Origin of the sequence: Agrobacterium sp. O3.4, assembly GCF_041414895.1 — a bacterium.
Taxonomy (GTDB): Bacteria; Pseudomonadota; Alphaproteobacteria; order Rhizobiales; family Rhizobiaceae; genus Agrobacterium; species Agrobacterium cucumeris.
In genome coordinates, this window is record NZ_JALPZP010000001.1 from 1464061 (window position 1) to 1481627 (window position 17567).

Below are 17567 nucleotides of genomic sequence, written 5' to 3' on the forward strand. Positions count from 1 at the left end.
TAATCGTGCAAATATATGCACAGCAGAAATTGACCTTTCCGATTGCGAGTGCAAATATATGCACAGCGGAGATTTAATGGAAACAAATGCTGCTAAAGTCATCAAGCGGCTGAAAGAAGAAGGTTGGGCGTTCGACCGGCATGGAGCTGCCCACGACATCTATCGCCACCCAGAAAAGGGATTTGTACAGGTGCCGAGGCACCGTCAACTCAGTCCCGGCGTGGCGGGTTCCATTGCGAAGAAGGCCGGGTGGAACACTTAACGTTCCCGTCGCGAAAAACCAATGTTCAACGACCTATGGAACTGCGAAATGACTGTCAGATATCCCGCACTTATAGATGGAGAGAAAGGCGCTTATGGCGTGGTCTTTCCGGATATGGACGGCGTGGTCGCCATGGGTGAAACCATAGACGAAGCGATTATCAACGCCGAAGAAGCCCTGCGCGATTACGCGCTTGAAATGGAGCGAGACAACGCGCCTCTGGCAGAACCCAGCGCGCTCGAAGAAGTATCCGTGCCTGGGGGAAGCATGTTGACGAGTGTGCCACTCATTCGTCTTGCGGGAAAACCCGTGCGTGCCAACATGATGCTTGACGCCGACGTTCTCGATTTCATTGACAAGGAGTCCACCAGACGCAAGATGACGCGCACCAGCTACGTCAACTGGATGACGCGACGTATTGCGCAGATGGGCGGCTGAGGGATTGTGGGAAGTATTGGCAGCTCACACGAAACAACATTTGCCCCGTTCACAAGTTGATGTAAGACCGCTTTGTCGCCTTCAGGCGATGTGAGGTCATCCACTTTCCGGAGAGCGCGCACGGAATGAATCGTTATGCCGGTTTCATCGCTTTCGGTATTCTGTCGCTTGCCGCGCTGTGGTTTGCGCAGGGACGAACCGTTCCCACCAGCTCCAATCCGAGCCGCCAGCCACAATCGCAATCACAGCCCGCTGGAAATCCAGACGCACCTCGACGCGAGGCATCCCAACAGCATGCAGGCAACAACCCCGCCCCTCGCGGCACGGGTTTTGATTTTTACGTGCTATCATTATCCTGGTCGCCGGCATTCTGCGCCAGTTCAGAAGGTTCCGGCAATCGCCAGCAATGTCGCAGCGACAGGCGTTACGGTTTCGTCGTGCATGGGCTCTGGCCGCAAAACGAAAACGGTTATCCCGAATTCTGCAAAAGCAGCGAACCGGACCGTGTGCCAGACGCGATCGGCCGCAGCATGTTCGATATCATGCCCTCCATGGGTCTGATCGGCCACCAGTGGCGCAAACACGGCTCCTGTTCCGGCCTGTCGCAGAAAGATTATTTTTCAGTGACGCGGGCCGCATTTGAAGCCGTAACGCTGCCTGGCAAGATCGCCTCGGGCGCGCAAGCCGCCACCCTTTCCGCCGACGCCATCGAAACCGCCTTCACCGACGCCAATCCCGGCCTGTCGAAACGCGGCATCTCGATCAGCTGTGATGGAAAGCGCCTGGAAGAAGTGCGCATCTGCCTCAACAGGGACATGACATTTCGCGACTGCCCCGAGCTTGACCGCAAAGGCTGCCGCGCCGGCTCCACCGAAATCATCCCCATACGCTAATTCAACCCCATAGGACCCAACCATGGAACTGCTTTATTCGCCCGCCTCCCCCTATTCCGCCAAGGTGCGCATGGCCGCCCGCCATCTCGGCATCGAGATTACCGATGTGCGCGTCGACGCCAGCGCCGAGCCCGCAACGCTGATGGAGAATAATCCGCTCGGCAAGATCCCGGTCCTGCTGCTGGATGACGGCGGCTCGGTTTATGACAGCGTCGCGATCATGCATTATCTCAACCGTCTTTCGGGCGGCAAGCTTTACCCGAAAAAGGACGGCAAGCGCACGGAAGCGGAAATTCTGGAAGCGCTTTGCGACGGCATCATGGATTGTCTCCTGGCCATCGTTTACGAGCGCCGTTTTCGCCCGGAGGACAAGATCCATCAACCGTGGATCGACAAGCAGTGGAAAAAAGTGGTCCGGGGCCTCGACCATCTGAACGCCAACCTGCCCAAGACCGGCAAGAAGCTGCATGGCGGCCATTTCGCGCTGGCAGCCATGATCGGTTATCTCGACCTGCGTTTTGCCGGTGAATGGGCGGAAGGCCGCGATGCGCTGGCACAATGGCCGGAGATTTTCGGCAAGCGTTTCGAAGCCTATGCGGAAATGAAGGCAGCCGCCTGAGGCGAAGCGGAACAGTGCCCGGCCAGGTCGCCGGGCGCTCTCGGCAACCCACAAGAACAAAAACAAAAAAGCCGGGGTTTGCGCCCCGGCTTTTCCTTGACCGATCCGTGAAGGATCAGAACTTGACGCCGATACCGGCCTTGACGGAGTGATCGTCGAAACCGCGCGAGAATGCGCCGGAGTCGAGACCGTAGTCCTTCTTCTGGTAGTCGCTGTAGCGATATTCCAGACGGGCGGTGATGTTGTCGGTCACCATGGCTTCAACACCGGCACCAACGGTGTAACCGAGGGCGGTGGCGCTGTCCTTGGAGGTCGCGTCACGAACCTTGTTGTCGGAGACAGCAAGACCGGCCGTACCATAGAGCAGGAACGGGTTCATGTCGTAACCAACGCGGCCACGCAGCGAGCCGTTGACGCCCTGCTTGCCTTCGATGGCGCGACCGGCAACCGTACCGGCAGAGCCCTTCTCGTCGCCCAGGTTCACGTCTGCTTCCGCACCGTAAACGATCTGGCCGCTCTGCATGTTGTAACCACCGTAGAGGCCGCCACCGAAGCCCTTGGCGTCACGGCCGTCATTGCTGGAGCTGAAACGGCCCCAGTCATAGTTGACCGTACCACCGAGGTAAGCGCCGGACCAATCCTTGACCGGTGCGGGCTGGTCGTAGGACACCGGTGCCTGGGGCACTTCATTTACGGCGTCAGCGGCGTGAGCAGCCGAAAAGCCGGCAGCTGCCATGGTCGAAGCCATAAGGGTTGCTACGAAAATACGCATGCTATTCTCCTTTCAGGACCGCTCTGCACTCAAAACATTGTTTTCAGACGCGGTGTAAAAATCGTCGGGTTAATCGCCCCTCTGGAAACTGAACTTGATGGGAGAATGCGGAGATCAAAGAGCCAAAATGTGAATTGTTTGGGGCAGACACGTGACTAGAATTAGACGTTGCCTAATTGCCACAAGGGTTTTATTAACCCTAACAGAAGCCTAATCAGCAATAGATCGGCTTTAAACTTAGTTATATTTAAATTAAATCAAAATTGCATTGCGAATAAAAAATCGCCCAATTCTTTTAGGGCTGATGGACAGCTTGCGATTTGCATTTATATCCAGCACATAGGGCATGTATGAGCAAATGCAGGTCCGCCGTGAAAGAAGATATACAAAAGACAGTCTTGATAACCGGAGCCGCCCGAAGGCTTGGACGGGCAATCGCCACCGATATGGCCGCCCATGGCTTTGCGATTGCCGTCCATGCCAATGAATCGATGGCGCAGGCCGAGGAATTCGCTAACGAAATAAGGCAAAACGGTGGCAAGGCCGTTGCCGTTCAGGCGGATTTGACACAATCTGCGCCAACCATGGCGCTTGTCGAACAGGCAGCTTCCGCCCTCGGCCCCATCGGCGTGGTCGTCAATAATGCCTCGGTTTTTCTGGACGACAGTGCGGACAAACCCGATCCGGCGATCTTCGATGCACATTTTTCCGTGCATGTGCGGGCACCGTCCCTCATCGCCGCTGCTTTTGTCGAGCAATTGCCGAAGGACAAATCCGGTCTGATCGTCAATATCATCGATCAGCGCGTGCTGGCGCTCACACCCCGTTTCTATTCCTATACGCTTTCGAAATCCGCCCTCTGGACTGCGACACGAACGATGGCGCAGAGCTTTGCGCCGCGTGTGCGGGTGAACGCCATCGGGCCGGGTCCCTCCTTCAAAAGCGAAAGACAGGCGCCCGAGGACTTTCAGGCGCAGATCGACGGCCTTATATTAAAGCGTGGTCCTGCCCCGGATGAGTTCGGGCGGACGATTCGCTTTCTTTACGATACGCCGTCGGTCACCGGACAAATGATCGCGCTCGACGGCGGCCAGCACCTTGGCTGGGAAACCCCTGACGTGGCGGAGATACCTGAATGAACGGAAAGAAGCTGCCTGATGGCGGTATTCTCTTCGATGAAACCGACGATGAAGACGACGATGCAAGCCTTGCCGCGACAGAAGTGGCGGAGGCTCCGCGCGACGCCGTGGGCATGGACTGGAATGCGGGCTGGAAGAATGAATCCGGCCTGAAGGGCATGGACCTCATCGGCGAATTCGTCAAACACCTGCCCAACTCGCCGGGCGTCTATCGCATGTTCAACGAGGCGGGCGACGTTCTTTACGTCGGCAAGGCGCGCTCGCTGAAGAAGCGTGTGGGCAACTATGCTCAGGGCCGCGTGCATTCCAATCGCATCGCCCAGATGGTGCGTTTCACCACCCATATGGAATTCGTCACCACCCGCACGGAGACAGAGGCGCTTCTGCTGGAAGCCAACCTCATCAAGCGCTTGCGGCCGCGCTTTAACGTGCTTCTGCGTGACGACAAATCGTTTCCCTATATTCTCATCACCGCCGACAATCGTGCCCCGGCGATTTTTAAGCACCGGGGTGCACGGGCGCGCAAGGGCGATTATTTCGGACCCTTTGCGTCGGCCGGCGCAGTGGGGCGCACGATCAATTCGCTGCAACGCGCCTTTTTGATTCGCACCTGCACCGACAGTGTTTTCGAGACCCGCACGCGTCCCTGTCTTCTGTACCAGATCAAGCGCTGTTCCGGCCCCTGTACGCATGAGATCAGCGATCAGGGGTATGAGGAACTCGTCAAGGAAGCCAAGGATTTCCTGTCCGGCAAAAGCCAGAGCGTCAAGACCGCTATTGCGCGGCAGATGAACGAGGCGGCCGAGGATCTCGATTTCGAGCGCGCCGCCGTCTATCGCGACCGGCTGGCGGCGCTTTCGCATGTCCAGAGCCATCAGGGCATCAATCCGGCCGGCATCGAGGAAGCGGATGTTTTCGCCATCCACCACGAAGGCGGTATTTCCTGCATTCAGGTGTTCTTTTTCCGCACCGGCCAGAACTGGGGCAATCGTGCCTATTTCCCGAAGGCGGACCCTTCCCTGCCCGGCTCGGAAATCCTCAACGCATTCCTTGCGCAGTTTTACGACGACAAGCCGGTGCCGAAGCAGATCCTGCTGTCCGAAACCGTCGAGGAACAGGAATTGCTGGCCGCGGCACTCGGCGAAAAAGCCGGCCACAAGGTCACGATCAGCGTGCCGCAGCGCGGCGAGAAGAAGGACATTACCGACCATGTTCTTGCCAATGCCCGCGAGGCGCATGGCCGCAAGCTGGCGGAAACCTCTTCGCAGGCACGGTTGCTGAAAGGTTTTGCAGAAACCTTCAGCCTGCCCTATGTGCCGCGCCGCATCGAGATTTACGATAACTCGCATATCATGGGCACCAATGCCGTGGGCGGCATGGTGGTGGCGGGGCCGGAAGGTTTCGTGAAAAATCAATATCGCAAGTTCAACATCAAATCGACCGACATCACCCCGGGTGACGACTTCGGCATGATGCGCGAGGTGATGACCCGCCGTTTCTCACGCCTGCTGAAGGAAGAGGGCAAGCCGGACCGCGAGCGGACACCCACACCGGAGGAAGCGGCCGACATGCCTTTCCCCAGCTGGCCGGACGTGATCCTGATCGATGGCGGTCAGGGGCAGATGACGGCGGTGCGCGCCATCCTTGATGAACTCGACATTCGTGACTGTGTGACCGCCATCGGCGTTGCCAAGGGCGTGGATCGCGATGCCGGCCGCGAACGCTTTTTCGCGGATGGACGCAGCGATTTCTCCCTGCCGCCGCGCGATCCCGTGCTCTATTTCATCCAGCGCATGCGGGACGAAGCCCACCGTTTCGCCATCGGCTCGCACCGGGCGCGGCGCAAGAAGGAAATGATACGCAATCCGCTGGATGAAATCTCAGGCATTGGCCCCGGTCGCAAGCGGTCGCTGCTGCAGCATTTCGGCACTGCCAAGGCCGTTTCGCGTGCCGGCCTCAACGACCTGATGGCCGTCACTGGCATTTCCGAGGCGGTGGCGCGGCAAATCTACAATCACTTCCACGAGAGCGGCGGCGATTGATACCGAACCGTCGTGGCGAACTGCTAAAAAAACATAATCACATGTTGACCCTATGCGTCAGGGGCGGCATCAAGACAGCTGATCTTTGACTGACAGGTTTCCCATGGCTTCGCGCGCATACAGCATCCCCAATCTTCTGACCTATGGCCGCATTCTGGCGGTTCCTGTCATCGTTTTGTGCTTCTTCATCGAGGGCAAGCTGGAAAGCTCGGATTTCGCGCGCTGGACGGCGCTCTGGCTGTTCATCATCGCCTCGCTGACCGATTTCCTCGATGGTTATCTGGCCCGCATCTGGAACCAGACATCCAATATCGGCCGGATGCTGGACCCGATCGCCGACAAGCTGCTGGTCGCCTCCGTGCTGCTCCTGATGGCTGCGGACGGCACCATTGCCGGCTGGTCGCTCTGGGCCGCCATCACCATTCTCTGCCGTGAAATTCTGGTCTCCGGCCTGCGCGAATATCTGGCGGCGCTGAAGGTCAGCGTCCCCGTCACCCGCATCGCCAAGTGGAAGACGACGATCCAGATGGTCGCCATTGCCTTCCTGCTGGCAGGTCCGGCGGGTGACAAGGTCCTGCCCTATACGACGGAGATGGGCATTACGCTTCTCTGGCTTGCAGCTGCGCTCACCATGTATACCGGTTATGATTACTTCAAGGCCGGCCTCAAGCACATCGTGGACGAAGACTGATGACACGCATCGTTTATTTCGCCTGGGTGCGCGAGAAGATCGGCACCGATGAGGAAGAGCTGGACATCCCCTCCTCCGTCACCACGGCCGGTGAGCTGATCGCCTGGCTCATAACCCGTGGCGAAAATTACGAGGCGGCCTTCGAATTTCCAGATGTGATCCGCGTTGCGGTCAATCAGGAACATGTCGAGCATGACGAAAGCATCGTCGGTGCGCGCGAGATCGGTCTCTTTCCGCCGATGACCGGGGGATGAGCGGATGCAGAAAGCCGTGCAGCCGACGATCCGTGTGCAAAGTGAGGATTTCGACGCCGCGGACGAAACCCGGCGGCTGACGCAACGCGACAAAAGCATCGGCGCCGTCGTCGCCTTCACCGGGCTTTGCCGCGACGACGGCGGAACACTGGCAGCGCTGGAGCTTGAACATTATCCCGGCATGGCCGAAGCAGAAATCACCCGCATCGCCGAACTCGCCATCGAACGCTTCAACCTTCTCGGCCTCACCGCCATCCACCGCCACGGCAAGATCGCTGCCGGCGAGAATATCGTTCTCGTCATTGCCGCTTCCAGCCACCGGCAGGCCGCCTTCGACGGCGCAAATTTCGTGATGGACTATCTGAAGACCTCCGCCCCGTTCTGGAAAAAGGAACATGGCAGGGACGGAGCGGTGCGAGACTGGGTATCAGCCAAGACAACCGACGATGCGGCGAAGGACAAGTGGCGGTAATTCATCGCCTTTTCCCGCATTTCCGGGCGGAGAACCGCAGTCCGCTTTCGGAAATGCCTCAAGGCGCCTCCGCCCTGCTGCGCATGACAATCAACCAGCCGACCAGAAGCGCCAGCACCGCCGCATCACGCCAGACAACCGGGCCATAACCGGCCCACAGGGTTTCCGCAAATCCGACGGCCGCCGCCCCCAAACCGCAGATAAGCGGGCTGGCATAACCGCCCGCTGCCGAAATCAACACGATCTTGAGGCCGAAGACGAGGCCGGCACCAAAATCCATGGTGCCGTAATAAAAAGTGGCCAGCACACCGGCAATGGCGGCGACAAATCCTGCCGCGCAATAGGATAGCAGGAATACCCGGCCCGCATTTACGCCGCAGAACGATGCCGCAAGCGGATCATCCGATACGGCTTTCCACCGTCTGCCGAAAGCGGAACGGCCGAGATAAACGGATCCTGAGAGGACGAGCAGTCCAAACGCTGCCGTGTTCAGCATCTGCATTGGCGTCAGGGTCACGGCAAAGCCGCCATCGCTCCAGAAGCGCACCGGTTGCGACAAAAGCGGCGGCAGCCACAATTGCCTTGTGCCGGCGGCGAGCCTTGCACTTTCGGTAAGCGCAATAAGCACGCCGATGGAGGCGACCGTCACCGCATTGGGAGAGGCTTTCGCCAGCGGCCGCATCACCGCCCTGCCGACGAAACCCGCAGCCCACAACCCGCCGAACAGCCCTGCCCCCGCCCCAAGCGCCAGTGTGGCCGGCAGAACCAGCCATAACCGGTTCCAGCCGAAATCGGCAAATAACAGGCAGGTCTGGCCGGCGAAGGCGAATATGGCACCATAGGTGACATCGGCACGTTTGGTGACCGAAAAGGCGATGGCATAACCGAAGGCCAGAACCGCATAGAGGGCTGCGACCGGCACGGCATTCAGCAATTGTTGCAGGAAATAAGCCATGCGCGTCCTCCCCCTATTATTATAACTGTTAAAATACGTTTTGACAGTTATAATATGCGGCATGACCTTTCGCTGGACAGCTCATCGTTTCGCAGGCGGCGCATTGGCGCTTGATGTCGCCAATAGCGTGATCCTGCGCTCGGACGCCGCAAAATCGGTTGACCGTTTTGCAGTGCCCGAACAGATTGCCACTTTTGCCGAGGCATCGACACGGCTTGGCGCGGAGCGCGACAGGTTTCCCGCGCTCAACGCACCCGAAGCGGAGCAACGGCCAATCCTTCTCAAACTTCGAGAGGCGATCGACGATTATTTTCGCTGGTCGATCTTGGGTGCTGGCGGTGATGACGCCAGGCTGGCGGACCTTCTTTTCGCCTGCGGCACGGCCTTGCGCACCTTTCCGGCGGCCGAAAGCCTCGGCAACGCCACGGCCCATTCCGCCCTGTCGCTGCTTGCGCGGGAGACACGGGAACGGCTGCGGATCTGCGGCAATTGCGGCTGGCTCTTCATCGATCGCAGCAAGAACAGAAGCCGGATCTGGTGCGACATGGCGGTGTGCGGCAACCGGCAAAAAGCCAGCCGGCACTACCACCGGACAAAGGAGGCGCAGGCATGAACAGGATTGCCCTTCCATTGCTGGCGGTCGTGGCCGCGTTCGGTCTCTCCGGCTGCCAGCGCGACGAACCGCGCGAGGTCGCGAAGATTTCAGGCCGCATGTTCGTCTTCAATTACCGCGTGGCGATTGCCACCTATCTGGTGACCCTGCAGCGCGTCGCGCCCATCGCCGACGGCAGCACGGTGGAGGCCTCATTCGAAAATCCCCGTGGTGGTCCTGACCTGACGACGAGCGACAGGATTTTTCCAGCCGACGAAAAGATCGCCGTTCAGAGCCCGCCAGTCGAGTGCGTGAAGCAGGATCGGCCCTATAAAGTCACCATCCGCATCAAGGGGCCGGAGGGCGATATTCTGCAGACGATAGAGACCACGATCCACTCCGACACGGACCAGTCGCTTCTTCCCGCCAAACCGCTGGTGGTCGGGCCGCTCTACACGCCCAATCCGGAGGTGTTCAAACCTGACGGTACCACGGATATGCGGCCGGCCCAGGGGTGTCCGGCGTCGTGATTTGCTTCCCTCATTCCTGTGCTTGTCACAGGAATCTAGCCAGACCAAGTCGTTGGGCTGAAAGACTCCTCTCGCCGCGCATACGCGCGTCGGCTGGATTCCTGTGACAAGCACAGGAATGAGGATGGAGGCGGGTGCCGTATCCCCTTATCGTCAGCAAAAACAAAAAAACGGAGCCTTTCGGCTCCGTTTCCTTGAGTCTTTCCAACAGCTTCGTGCAATCGCCTGCAACAGCGATTCAAGCCGTTGATATTTTGAATCAGCCGACGATTTCGGTTTCGGCGAACCAGTAGGCGATTTCCTGTGCGGCGGTTTCCGGAGCGTCGGAACCGTGAACGGAGTTTTCGCCGATGGAAAGCGCGAAGGACTTGCGGATGGTGCCTTCAGCGGCCTGGGCCGGGTTGGTGGCGCCCATGATTTCGCGGTTCTTGAGGATGGCGTTTTCGCCTTCCAGAACCTGAACGATGGTCGGGCCGGAGGTCATGCCTTCAACGAGTTCGCCGAAGAAAGGACGCTCTTTGTGAACGGCGTAGAAGCCTTCAGCTTCGCGCTTGCTCATCCAGACGCGCTTGGAGGCGACGATGCGCAGGCCGTTATCTTCAAATACCTTGGTGATCGCGCCCGTCAGGTTACGCTTGGTTGCGTCCGGCTTGATCATCGAAAATGTGCGTTCAATCGCCATGTGTCCGTTTCCTTTTCCTATATAGAAAGTGGGCGGTCTTTACCCGCCCAAAGGCCCGAAAACAAGGGGGATCGACCATATTGCGATAACGGCGCGAGACATTTCACGCCGCTGTCACACTGCGGCCTCTTGCATCATAGAGATCAAGGCAGCCTTCGAACCAGTCCCGCACCGGGTCATTATCGGAAAACAGATCGGCGCCGGTGGTGATCCTTGCCCATTGCAGCGCCCCGAACACGATGTAATCGGCAAAAAGCGGCGACGTGCCGCCGATAAAGGGCTGGAAGCTCAACATGCGACGGATCGGCGCCAGCAATGCCGGAAAGGCCGCGATTTCCGCTTCGCGGTTCGACGCTACATCCTCAAGCGGGCGGCCAAGCGCTTTCGTCCTGCTGTCACGGAAATAACGGCGATCCGGCTCATCCAGCATATTGTGGATATCCAGCAGGGCGATACGGGTGATGGCCGGGTGAAGCACCGTCTGGGACCAGCTTTCAACGAAGCGGGCCATTGCCTTGCCGCCCTCCCCGTCAAACAGCGACGACCGCTCCGGATAGGCGTCATCCAGATAAAGCGCAATTTCGAAACTGTCGCTCACCAGCTGCTCGCCGTCGCGCAGGATCGGCACCGTCCGCGAAAAACCGTCCTCAACCGTGGGTATGACCGTGAAGGGCAAGGGGCGCTCCTCGAAATCCAGCCCCTTATGCGCCAGCGAAAGCACGGTTTTCCAGCAATGGGGAGAAAACGGCCTGGAAATGTCGCTTCCACACAGCGAGTACAAGGTTCTGGAGTTCGTCATGGGCAGCACCTTCTTTGGCTATATCGATACAACGATATAAGAACGGCAATGGCCTGAAATCAAATCAGCATTAATCATGTTATCGATCAAAAGCCGTCCACTCCCCGACAAACGCGAATTCCAGCATCAAGACGACAAAAACATCCCAGGAGTTTAGTCTATTTTAAACCGTGGCGTGTAGGAATAGCCGCATTCGGATACTGAATATTTCGATGAATCCATAAATACTATCTTTTTGGGGCTGACGGTGACGACATCTGCTGGCGATAAAAAACGCGAACAGTCAAAAAACGGTCTTGTCGTTACCAAGATCACGCAATTCATCGCCAAGATGAATATTGCTCCACTGCCGCGTAATTACGAATTGATCTACGAAATATTGTCGGGGCACAACCCGGCCATGGGGCGCGATATATTGGCGCTTGGCAACGCGCCGCAGCAGCATGAAATCGATATTATCGGCCAGAGACACAATCTGCCCGGCTTTTCAAAGATCGAGGCCGAGGCAATGGCCAACGAGGCCTTCGAAACGCTGAAGCAGATCTCAGCACGGCTGGAAGCCGGCGTGCAGCGGGCCGAGACATTCATCGCCAGCCTTGCCGAGGAAAATCATCAGGAGCCGCCGGCAACCGAGCGGCTCGCCCGATTGATGGGCGACATTCACGAGGAACAGACGAGCCTGAGGCACTTCATCGCCATGGGGCTGATGAAAATCCGCGAAGTTGAAAAACGCAGGGCCGAATTGCAGGCAAGTTCCCTGCGCGACGCATTGACGGCGCTTCCCAACCGCGCGGCTTTCCTCGAAAAACTCGCAGACCTTTTCGCCGGCGATCAGGCCGCGTCCGCCACCTCGCTGATGCTGCTCAACATTGACCGTTTCCGCGAAATCAATGGCAAATATGGCGCCAGCGCCGGCAACAAGGCGCTTCGGCGGTTTGCGGCACTTTTCCGCAAGACCATCAAGAAAGACGATTTCGTTGCCCGCGTCGGCGGCAATGAATTTGCCTTTCTGTTTGCCAACGTCTCGCAAAATACCGCAGAAGCGATTGCCGAAAGGCTGCGGCAAAGTGTGGAGGCGCTGCGCTTCGTGACCAGCGAAGGCGAAGGCGAACATCTGACGGTTTCGATCGGCGTTGCGGCGGTGGATGGCACCGCCACGCCCGCCGAATTTTTCAGCCATGCCGAACTTGCCCTGCTTTCGGCACGCTGCGGCACGCGCAACTGTGTTGTCGGTTATTCCCGGGACCTGGCTCAGCACAGCCGCAGCAGCTATCTGGCGCAGCTCGGCTGTTAGAGCACTTCCAGTGAAAATGCATCGCGGTTTTGCGCCCGAAAAACGCGCAAAACCAAAGTTTGCGCGCACGCCCGACAATTCCGTCTAAACCGACACGTTTCAAACGCCATATATGATCCGATGTGGCGCGGGCGCTCTTGCCTTGGCCACGCAGTTCGGCCAAAACGGCGCCATGATTACGATTACCGACCTTTCCGCCCGTATCGCCGGGCGCCTGCTTCTCGACCATGCCAGCGTGGCGCTGCCCGCCGGCGTGAAGGTGGGTCTCGTTGGCCGCAACGGCGCCGGCAAATCCACCCTGTTCAAGGTGATTACCGGCGATTTTTCCGCCGAAAGCGGTTCGGTCAGCATTCCCAAACAGGCGCGCATCGGCCAGGTGGCCCAGGAAGCGCCGGGAACGGAAGAATCGCTGATATCAATCGTGCTTTCCGCCGACAAGGAGCGCAGCGCCCTTGTGGCCGAAGCAGAAACCGCGACCGATCCGCACCGGATCGCCGAAATCCAGATGCGGCTCGTCGATATCGATGCGCATTCGGCCGAAGCCCGTGCGTCCAGCATTCTTGCCGGTCTCGGTTTTAACCACGAGGCACAGCTTCGCCCCGCCTCCTCCTTCTCCGGCGGCTGGCGCATGCGCGTGGCGCTCGCCTCCGTGCTGTTTGCCGAGCCCGACCTTTTGCTGCTCGACGAGCCGACCAACTATCTCGACCTCGAAGGCACGCTGTGGCTGGAGGAATATATTCGCCGCTATCCGCATACCGTCATCATCATCAGCCACGATCGCGACCTTCTGAACAATGCCGTTAATTCCATCGTGCATCTGGACCAGAAGAAGTTGACCTTCTATCGCGGCGGTTACGACCAGTTCGAGCGCCAGAAGGCCGAGGCCGACGAATTGCAGATGAAGGCCAAGGTCAAGAGCGACGCTGCGCGCAAACATCTGCAAAGCTTCATCGACCGCTTCCGTGCCAAGGCCACCAAGGCCCGGCAGGCGCAAAGCCGCATCAAGGCGCTGGAGCGTATGGGCACGGTTGCCGCTGTTATCGAGGACCATGTTCAGCCGATCACATTTCCCGAGCCGGAAAAACAGCCCGCCTCGCCCATCGTCGCCATCAATGGCGGTGCCGTGGGTTACGAACCGGGCAAATCGATCCTGAAGCAGCTCAATCTGCGCATCGACAATGACGATCGCATCGCGCTGCTCGGCTCCAACGGCAATGGCAAATCCACCTTCGCGAAATTCATTTCCGGCCGGCTTGCCCCGCAGGCGGGCGATCTTCGCACCGCCCCCGGCTTGAAAATCGGTTTCTTTGCACAACACCAGCTGGATGATCTGGTGCCGGATGAAACGCCGGTCGAACATGTGCGCAAGCTGATGCCGCTGGCGCCTGAAGCACAGGTGCGCTCACGCGTGGCGCAGATGGGCCTTGCGACGGAAAAGATGGCGACGGCGGCGAAGGATCTGTCCGGTGGTGAAAAAGCGCGTCTGCTGATGGGGCTTGCCGCATTCCACGCGCCGAACCTGTTGATTCTCGACGAACCGACGAACCATCTCGATATCGATAGCCGCCGCGCGCTGATCGAGGCGCTGAATGATTATAACGGCGCGGTCATCCTCATCTCGCACGATCGTCACCTCATCGAAGCGACGGTGGACCGGCTGTGGCTGGTTGCCGATGGCACGGTCAAAACCTTCGAAGGCGACATGGAGGAATATCGCGACATCGTCGTTTCCTCCGGCAAGAAAAAGGAAGACAAGACCGAGGCCGCGTCCGATCAGGCGTCGAAGGCAGATCAACGCAAGGCGAATGCGGAAAAGCGCGCCCAGCTTGCGCCGCTCAAGAAAAAGATCAACGAAATCGAATCCCTGACGGCGAAGCTTGAGAAAATGATTCAGGCGCTCGACAAGGAACTGGCGGACCCCGCCCTTTACGAAAAGGCGCCCGCCAAGGCCGCACAGAAGGTCAAGGAACGTGGCGAGGCCGCTGCCAAACTTTCCGACGCCGAAGAGCAATGGCTGATGCTTTCCGGCGAATATGAGGAAGCAATGGCTGGGTGATGCGCGTCAGCGCGGGCCCAATTCCGACGGCTTTTTCAGAAGCCGCCGGATTTATCTGAGGCTGCTTACTTGGCGCCGATGGCGTTGACGCCTTCGCGGGCGCATTCCACATCTATGGCGCCAGAGGGCGCACCGCCGACGCCGATACCGCCGACGAGAGCCTCACCTATCTTGATCGGCAGACCGCCGGCCTGGATGACCATGCGCTCGTCCATATTGCGCAGACCATCATTGGCAGGCTTGGAGGCGATGAAATCCGCGATCTCGCCGCTATCACGACCGAGCGATGCAGCGGCGAAAGCCTTGCCGGTTGCGCTGGAGACCGTATGCGGGCCGGAATTATCCGCCTTCAAGACCGTCTTGGTGGCACCGTCGCGAGTGACGATGGCAACGGTGACGGCGCTACCTTTTGCGACACAAGCCTGAAGCGCTGCCTTGGCCGCCTTTTCAGCCATTTCGAGCGGCAGGTAAGGAGCGGTCGGCAGCGTCTGGGCCAATGCAGCCGAAGGGGCGATCAGAACGGATGCGATGAGAAGATTGCGGATCATGAAAAGGTCCTCTTGCTTGATGAGGACTTCAACCTAGGCAAATAAAACACGGCTGCGAATCCGTAAGCCTTGCCGGGTGGTCAGTAGTTCTACCGATCTGCGCCGGCCTCCAGCCACAACCTTGTCATTTCCGCCTGTGAGGTGGTGCCGAGCTTGAGGCCGATGGCGGCGCGATGACTGTCGACCGTGCGTGGTGACAGGCCAAGCCCATCGGCGATCTGGCGGGTGGTGAAACCGAGTGCGATGCGCTCGAGTATTTCACGCTCACGCGCGGTCAGAAGCGACAGAAGCGCCACTGTTTCCGCCTGCAATGCCCGTGCATCCAGCGTGCGGGCAAGCGTCTGGTGCGCCTTCTGGATCGCGTCGATGAGATCCTGTTCATCCACGGGCTTCGACAGGAAATCCACGGCACCGTTACGGAAGGCACGGCGGCAGGCCTCGATATTTCCATGGCCGGAAATGATGATGACCGGCCAGTCGATGCCTTCCTCCACCAGCTTTTCCTGAAGCTTGAGACCGGTAATGGCGGGCATGCGGATGTCGAAGATCAGACAGCCCGGCTCGAGACCCGGCAAATGGCTGAGGAAAGCCGTTGGATCGGCAAATCCCTTCGCCTTGATGCCGACCGTGGACAGAAGCAATATCAGCGCCTTGCGCACGGCGTCGTCGTCATCAACGAGATAGACGGGCAACGTCATGGCTTCGTTACCTCCGTGGTGACCGGCAGGACAACGCGGAACAAGGCGCCATTATCCTGCTCGATAAAGAGGATTTCGCCGCCGGCGCGCTCCACCAGCCGCTGGCTGAGCGCGAGACCTAGTCCCATGCCGTTGTTTTTGGTGGTTGCGAAGGGGGTAAAAAGCCGGTCGCGCAATTGCGGCTCCACGCCGGGGCCGTTATCGGCGACTTCGAACAGGGCAAGATCACCCTCGCGGGTGAGCGTTGCGGTGATTACGCCCTTGCCCTCGTCGGCACCGGCCAGCGCATCAAGGGCATTACGCAGCAGATTGAACATCACCTGCTCCATTTCCACCGGATCGACCCGAACCAGAAGTGGCACCTCTGGCTGGCGGATATCGATGACGACCTGCTGGCGCGCCGCCTCGCCGGTCAGAAGTGCATCGACATTGCGCAGCGCAACGCGCAGATCATGGGCCGTGGCCGGATGGCGGTGCGGCAGCGACCAGTTGCGGAAACGGTCAAGCATGTTGGCGGCGCATCGCGCCTGCTCGATCATATCGTCCAGCGCGCCGGAAAGCGTCGCGACATCCTGACGGGCAAGAAGCCGCCGCCCGGCCTGCGCCTGCGCCAGGATTGCCGTCAGGGGCTGGGTCAGTTCATGGGCAAGGCCGCTCGCCATTTCTCCAAGCGCATTGACGCGCGAGGCGTGGGTCAGCCTCGCCTCCATGCCGCTTAGCTCTGCCCGCCTTTCGGCGGCGCGTATACGCGTTCTCTGCCTTGCCATCACGATGCCGAACACGAAAATGATGCTGGCACCGGCCAGCACCGCCAGCAGGGCGCCGCCCGGCAGAAGTTCCCGCCAGGTGATGGGAAGCGCCACCTCCAGAAGCAAAGGCTGGCTGTCACTGCTCAGCTGACGGGCATATTGCGGCTCTACGGGCAGTTGCGGCGGGCCGTATAACAGGGTGCCATCCGGCATCTTCAGGCGGATCACTGCCCGTTGCGCCGACCAGAAGGGGGAATCGGATGCCAGCAGCCGTGCCGCATCGACAGCCAGCACCAGCGCCTGCCGTGCCGTCTCGCTATTAGGGCTGCGCTTGACGATGAGATAATGGCCGGGCCTCAGCGCACTTGCCAGCAATGCGGGCTTGCCCGTAAACACCGATGACGCGTTGCGGATATCCGCCGCCAGTTCATTTTCCAGCGGTCGGGTGCCAGCTGCGGGACCACCCTCCGTCAACGAGACCAGCTGAACTTCATCAATACGCGGGTAAAATTGCAGAATGGGTGCGGCGATGGCAAGCAGCAGGCCGTGATCCGATCCCTGCTCCGCCTGCGCCACCGCAGACAGCGCCGTCACATGGGCATCATGCTGATCCGCCCGGCGCGTAGCCTCGGCCTGCAAGGCGTCGCTCTGCCGCTCCAGCTCGCCCAGCAGGCTACCATATTGATAGGCCGCCAGGGCGGACACGACCGCCACCATCAACAATGCCCAGACCGCAAACACCCGGAAAAACGACAATACGGGCGCAGGACGCAGATCACCCGGCGATGGCCTATGGCCGGAAACGGCATCGGCGATGGTGCGCAGCGATTGCGTGACGCTACCCGCCCTTGCCGCGGTTTCCCCTGGCGGCGATTGCGCCGATATTCCGGCTCGTCTGTTCCCTGCGTCGTTTTTTTCAAGCATTGGTTCGCTCGCCTGACCGGAAAACACGGTCGGAACTCTGGTTCTTCAAAGCACCTCCTCAGCATAGACCGCGCAAAGATTCAATCCGGAAGACGCCGGCTACCATGCCACGGCAGCCAGAACGCGCCGACGGAGCGGTGCGACATGGCATGCCGCAA

Annotated in this window: 20 protein-coding genes; 13 read left to right on the plus strand and 7 right to left on the minus strand. The window is 59.3% G+C overall.

The features are described 5' to 3' along the window. The first annotated feature begins 76 nt into the window (after positions 1-76). From M0412_RS07065 to M0412_RS07080, 4 genes are all read left to right on the plus strand, one after another. Complete coding sequence (locus M0412_RS07065) at positions 77-262, plus strand: type II toxin-antitoxin system HicA family toxin (RefSeq protein WP_269698205.1); 186 nt, start codon at positions 77-79, stop codon at positions 260-262. A gap of 48 nt (positions 263-310) precedes the next feature. Then, complete coding sequence (locus M0412_RS07070; RefSeq protein ID WP_161991170.1) at positions 311-700, plus strand: type II toxin-antitoxin system HicB family antitoxin; 390 nt, start codon at positions 311-313, stop codon at positions 698-700. A 125-nt stretch (positions 701-825) separates the two neighbouring features. Continuing rightward, positions 826-1593 carry a ribonuclease gene (locus M0412_RS07075; protein ID WP_269698206.1) on the plus strand — a complete coding sequence of 256 codons (768 nt, stop codon included), beginning with the start codon at positions 826-828 and terminating at the stop codon, positions 1591-1593. Positions 1594-1615: 22 nt separating this feature from the next. Further along, positions 1616-2212: a glutathione S-transferase gene (locus M0412_RS07080; protein WP_142839516.1), complete on the plus strand. Its 597-nt coding sequence runs from the start codon at positions 1616-1618 to the stop codon at positions 2210-2212. Between the two features lie 115 nt (positions 2213-2327). Here the strand turns inward: M0412_RS07080 and M0412_RS07085 are convergent, their stop codons facing one another. Further along, complete coding sequence (locus M0412_RS07085) at positions 2328-2984, minus strand: outer membrane protein (RefSeq protein WP_142839515.1); 657 nt, start codon at positions 2982-2984, stop codon at positions 2328-2330. A gap of 350 nt (positions 2985-3334) precedes the next feature. Between M0412_RS07085 and M0412_RS07090 the strand changes: the two genes are divergently transcribed. The 5 genes from M0412_RS07090 to M0412_RS07110 all read left to right on the plus strand — a co-directional run bounded on the left by M0412_RS07090 (position 3335) and on the right by M0412_RS07110 (position 7582). Continuing rightward, the gene (locus M0412_RS07090) at positions 3335-4123 is read left to right on the plus strand and encodes an SDR family oxidoreductase (protein WP_269698207.1); all 789 of its coding nucleotides are present in this window, start codon (positions 3335-3337) and stop codon (positions 4121-4123) included. Beyond that, positions 4120-6165, plus strand: a complete 2046-nt coding sequence (gene uvrC / locus M0412_RS07095; RefSeq protein ID WP_269698208.1) for an excinuclease ABC subunit UvrC — start codon at positions 4120-4122, stop codon at positions 6163-6165. Before M0412_RS07090 ends, uvrC begins: the two co-directional genes overlap by 4 nt. Positions 6166-6268: 103 nt before the next feature. Next, the gene (gene pgsA, locus M0412_RS07100; RefSeq protein ID WP_046798832.1) at positions 6269-6856 is read left to right on the plus strand and encodes a CDP-diacylglycerol--glycerol-3-phosphate 3-phosphatidyltransferase; all 588 of its coding nucleotides are present in this window, start codon (positions 6269-6271) and stop codon (positions 6854-6856) included. Continuing rightward, a complete protein-coding gene (moaD, locus tag M0412_RS07105) occupies positions 6856-7110 on the plus strand; it encodes a molybdopterin converting factor subunit 1 (RefSeq protein ID WP_142839513.1) in 255 nt (84 codons plus the stop codon). The genes pgsA and moaD overlap by 1 nt, the downstream gene beginning before the upstream one ends. A 4-nt stretch (positions 7111-7114) precedes the next feature. Next, the gene (locus M0412_RS07110) at positions 7115-7582 is read left to right on the plus strand and encodes a molybdenum cofactor biosynthesis protein MoaE (RefSeq protein ID WP_269698209.1); all 468 of its coding nucleotides are present in this window, start codon (positions 7115-7117) and stop codon (positions 7580-7582) included. A 58-nt stretch (positions 7583-7640) separates the two neighbouring features. Here M0412_RS07110 and M0412_RS07115 read toward each other — a convergent pair whose 3' ends face one another. Beyond that, positions 7641-8537, minus strand: a complete 897-nt coding sequence (locus M0412_RS07115) for a branched-chain amino acid ABC transporter permease (protein ID WP_269698210.1) — start codon at positions 8535-8537, stop codon at positions 7641-7643. A gap of 61 nt (positions 8538-8598) precedes the next feature. Between M0412_RS07115 and M0412_RS07120 the strand changes: the two genes are divergently transcribed. Together M0412_RS07120 and M0412_RS07125 are read left to right on the plus strand one after the other, a co-directional pair. Continuing rightward, on the plus strand, positions 8599-9150 hold the full coding sequence (locus tag M0412_RS07120) for a CGNR zinc finger domain-containing protein (RefSeq protein WP_269698211.1): 552 nt from the start codon (positions 8599-8601) through the stop codon (positions 9148-9150). Beyond that, positions 9147-9659 carry a hypothetical protein gene (locus M0412_RS07125; RefSeq protein ID WP_269698212.1) on the plus strand — a complete coding sequence of 171 codons (513 nt, stop codon included), beginning with the start codon at positions 9147-9149 and terminating at the stop codon, positions 9657-9659. The genes M0412_RS07120 and M0412_RS07125 overlap by 4 nt, the downstream gene beginning before the upstream one ends. Positions 9660-9918: 259 nt before the next feature. Here the strand turns inward: M0412_RS07125 and ndk are convergent, their stop codons facing one another. Further along, the gene (ndk, locus tag M0412_RS07130; RefSeq protein WP_003502118.1) at positions 9919-10341 is read right to left on the minus strand and encodes a nucleoside-diphosphate kinase; all 423 of its coding nucleotides are present in this window, start codon (positions 10339-10341) and stop codon (positions 9919-9921) included. 103 nt (positions 10342-10444) lie between these two features. Further along, positions 10445-11140 (minus strand): glutathione S-transferase family protein, encoded by a 696-nt coding sequence (locus M0412_RS07135; RefSeq protein WP_269698213.1) that lies wholly within the window; start codon positions 11138-11140, stop codon positions 10445-10447. Between the two features lie 247 nt (positions 11141-11387). Between M0412_RS07135 and M0412_RS07140 the strand changes: the two genes are divergently transcribed. After that, a complete protein-coding gene (locus tag M0412_RS07140; protein WP_269698214.1) occupies positions 11388-12434 on the plus strand; it encodes a GGDEF domain-containing protein in 1047 nt (348 codons plus the stop codon). Positions 12435-12606: 172 nt separating this feature from the next. Then, positions 12607-14490: an ABC-F family ATP-binding cassette domain-containing protein gene (locus tag M0412_RS07145; RefSeq protein ID WP_142839507.1), complete on the plus strand. Its 1884-nt coding sequence runs from the start codon at positions 12607-12609 to the stop codon at positions 14488-14490. Positions 14491-14555: 65 nt separating this feature from the next. On the opposite strand, the gene M0412_RS07150 is transcribed toward M0412_RS07145, so the two are convergent. The 3 genes from M0412_RS07150 to M0412_RS07160 all read right to left on the minus strand — a co-directional run bounded on the left by M0412_RS07150 (position 14556) and on the right by M0412_RS07160 (position 17409). After that, positions 14556-15038: a heme-binding protein gene (locus M0412_RS07150; RefSeq protein WP_269698233.1), complete on the minus strand. Its 483-nt coding sequence runs from the start codon at positions 15036-15038 to the stop codon at positions 14556-14558. Between the two features lie 89 nt (positions 15039-15127). Next, positions 15128-15736: a response regulator transcription factor gene (locus M0412_RS07155; protein WP_269698235.1), complete on the minus strand. Its 609-nt coding sequence runs from the start codon at positions 15734-15736 to the stop codon at positions 15128-15130. Next, complete coding sequence (locus tag M0412_RS07160; protein WP_269698238.1) at positions 15733-17409, minus strand: sensor histidine kinase; 1677 nt, start codon at positions 17407-17409, stop codon at positions 15733-15735. The genes M0412_RS07155 and M0412_RS07160 overlap by 4 nt, the downstream gene beginning before the upstream one ends. Positions 17410-17567: the final 158 nt, after the last annotated feature.

What these genes read in the sequence shown, in the direction of transcription:
- M0412_RS07065 (WP_269698205.1), top strand. Translation starts at nt 77, where the DNA reads ATGGAAACAAATGCTGCTAAAGTCATCAAGCGGCTGAAAGAAGAAGGT.
- M0412_RS07070 (WP_161991170.1), top strand. Translation starts at nt 311, where the DNA reads ATGACTGTCAGATATCCCGCACTTATAGATGGAGAGAAAGGCGCTTAT.
- M0412_RS07075 (WP_269698206.1), top strand. Translation starts at nt 826, where the DNA reads ATGAATCGTTATGCCGGTTTCATCGCTTTCGGTATTCTGTCGCTTGCC.
- M0412_RS07080 (WP_142839516.1), top strand. Translation starts at nt 1,616, where the DNA reads ATGGAACTGCTTTATTCGCCCGCCTCCCCCTATTCCGCCAAGGTGCGC.
- M0412_RS07085 (WP_142839515.1), bottom strand. Translation starts at nt 2,984, where the DNA reads ATGCGTATTTTCGTAGCAACCCTTATGGCTTCGACCATGGCAGCTGCC.
- M0412_RS07090 (WP_269698207.1), top strand. Translation starts at nt 3,335, where the DNA reads ATGAGCAAATGCAGGTCCGCCGTGAAAGAAGATATACAAAAGACAGTC.
- uvrC (WP_269698208.1), top strand. Translation starts at nt 4,120, where the DNA reads ATGAACGGAAAGAAGCTGCCTGATGGCGGTATTCTCTTCGATGAAACC.
- pgsA (WP_046798832.1), top strand. Translation starts at nt 6,269, where the DNA reads ATGGCTTCGCGCGCATACAGCATCCCCAATCTTCTGACCTATGGCCGC.
- moaD (WP_142839513.1), top strand. Translation starts at nt 6,856, where the DNA reads ATGACACGCATCGTTTATTTCGCCTGGGTGCGCGAGAAGATCGGCACC.
- M0412_RS07110 (WP_269698209.1), top strand. Translation starts at nt 7,115, where the DNA reads ATGCAGAAAGCCGTGCAGCCGACGATCCGTGTGCAAAGTGAGGATTTC.
- M0412_RS07115 (WP_269698210.1), bottom strand. Translation starts at nt 8,537, where the DNA reads ATGGCTTATTTCCTGCAACAATTGCTGAATGCCGTGCCGGTCGCAGCC.
- M0412_RS07120 (WP_269698211.1), top strand. Translation starts at nt 8,599, where the DNA reads ATGACCTTTCGCTGGACAGCTCATCGTTTCGCAGGCGGCGCATTGGCG.
- M0412_RS07125 (WP_269698212.1), top strand. Translation starts at nt 9,147, where the DNA reads ATGAACAGGATTGCCCTTCCATTGCTGGCGGTCGTGGCCGCGTTCGGT.
- ndk (WP_003502118.1), bottom strand. Translation starts at nt 10,341, where the DNA reads ATGGCGATTGAACGCACATTTTCGATGATCAAGCCGGACGCAACCAAG.
- M0412_RS07135 (WP_269698213.1), bottom strand. Translation starts at nt 11,140, where the DNA reads ATGACGAACTCCAGAACCTTGTACTCGCTGTGTGGAAGCGACATTTCC.
- M0412_RS07145 (WP_142839507.1), top strand. Translation starts at nt 12,607, where the DNA reads ATGATTACGATTACCGACCTTTCCGCCCGTATCGCCGGGCGCCTGCTT.
- M0412_RS07150 (WP_269698233.1), bottom strand. Translation starts at nt 15,038, where the DNA reads ATGATCCGCAATCTTCTCATCGCATCCGTTCTGATCGCCCCTTCGGCT.
- M0412_RS07155 (WP_269698235.1), bottom strand. Translation starts at nt 15,736, where the DNA reads ATGACGTTGCCCGTCTATCTCGTTGATGACGACGACGCCGTGCGCAAG.
- M0412_RS07160 (WP_269698238.1), bottom strand. Translation starts at nt 17,409, where the DNA reads ATGCTTGAAAAAAACGACGCAGGGAACAGACGAGCCGGAATATCGGCG.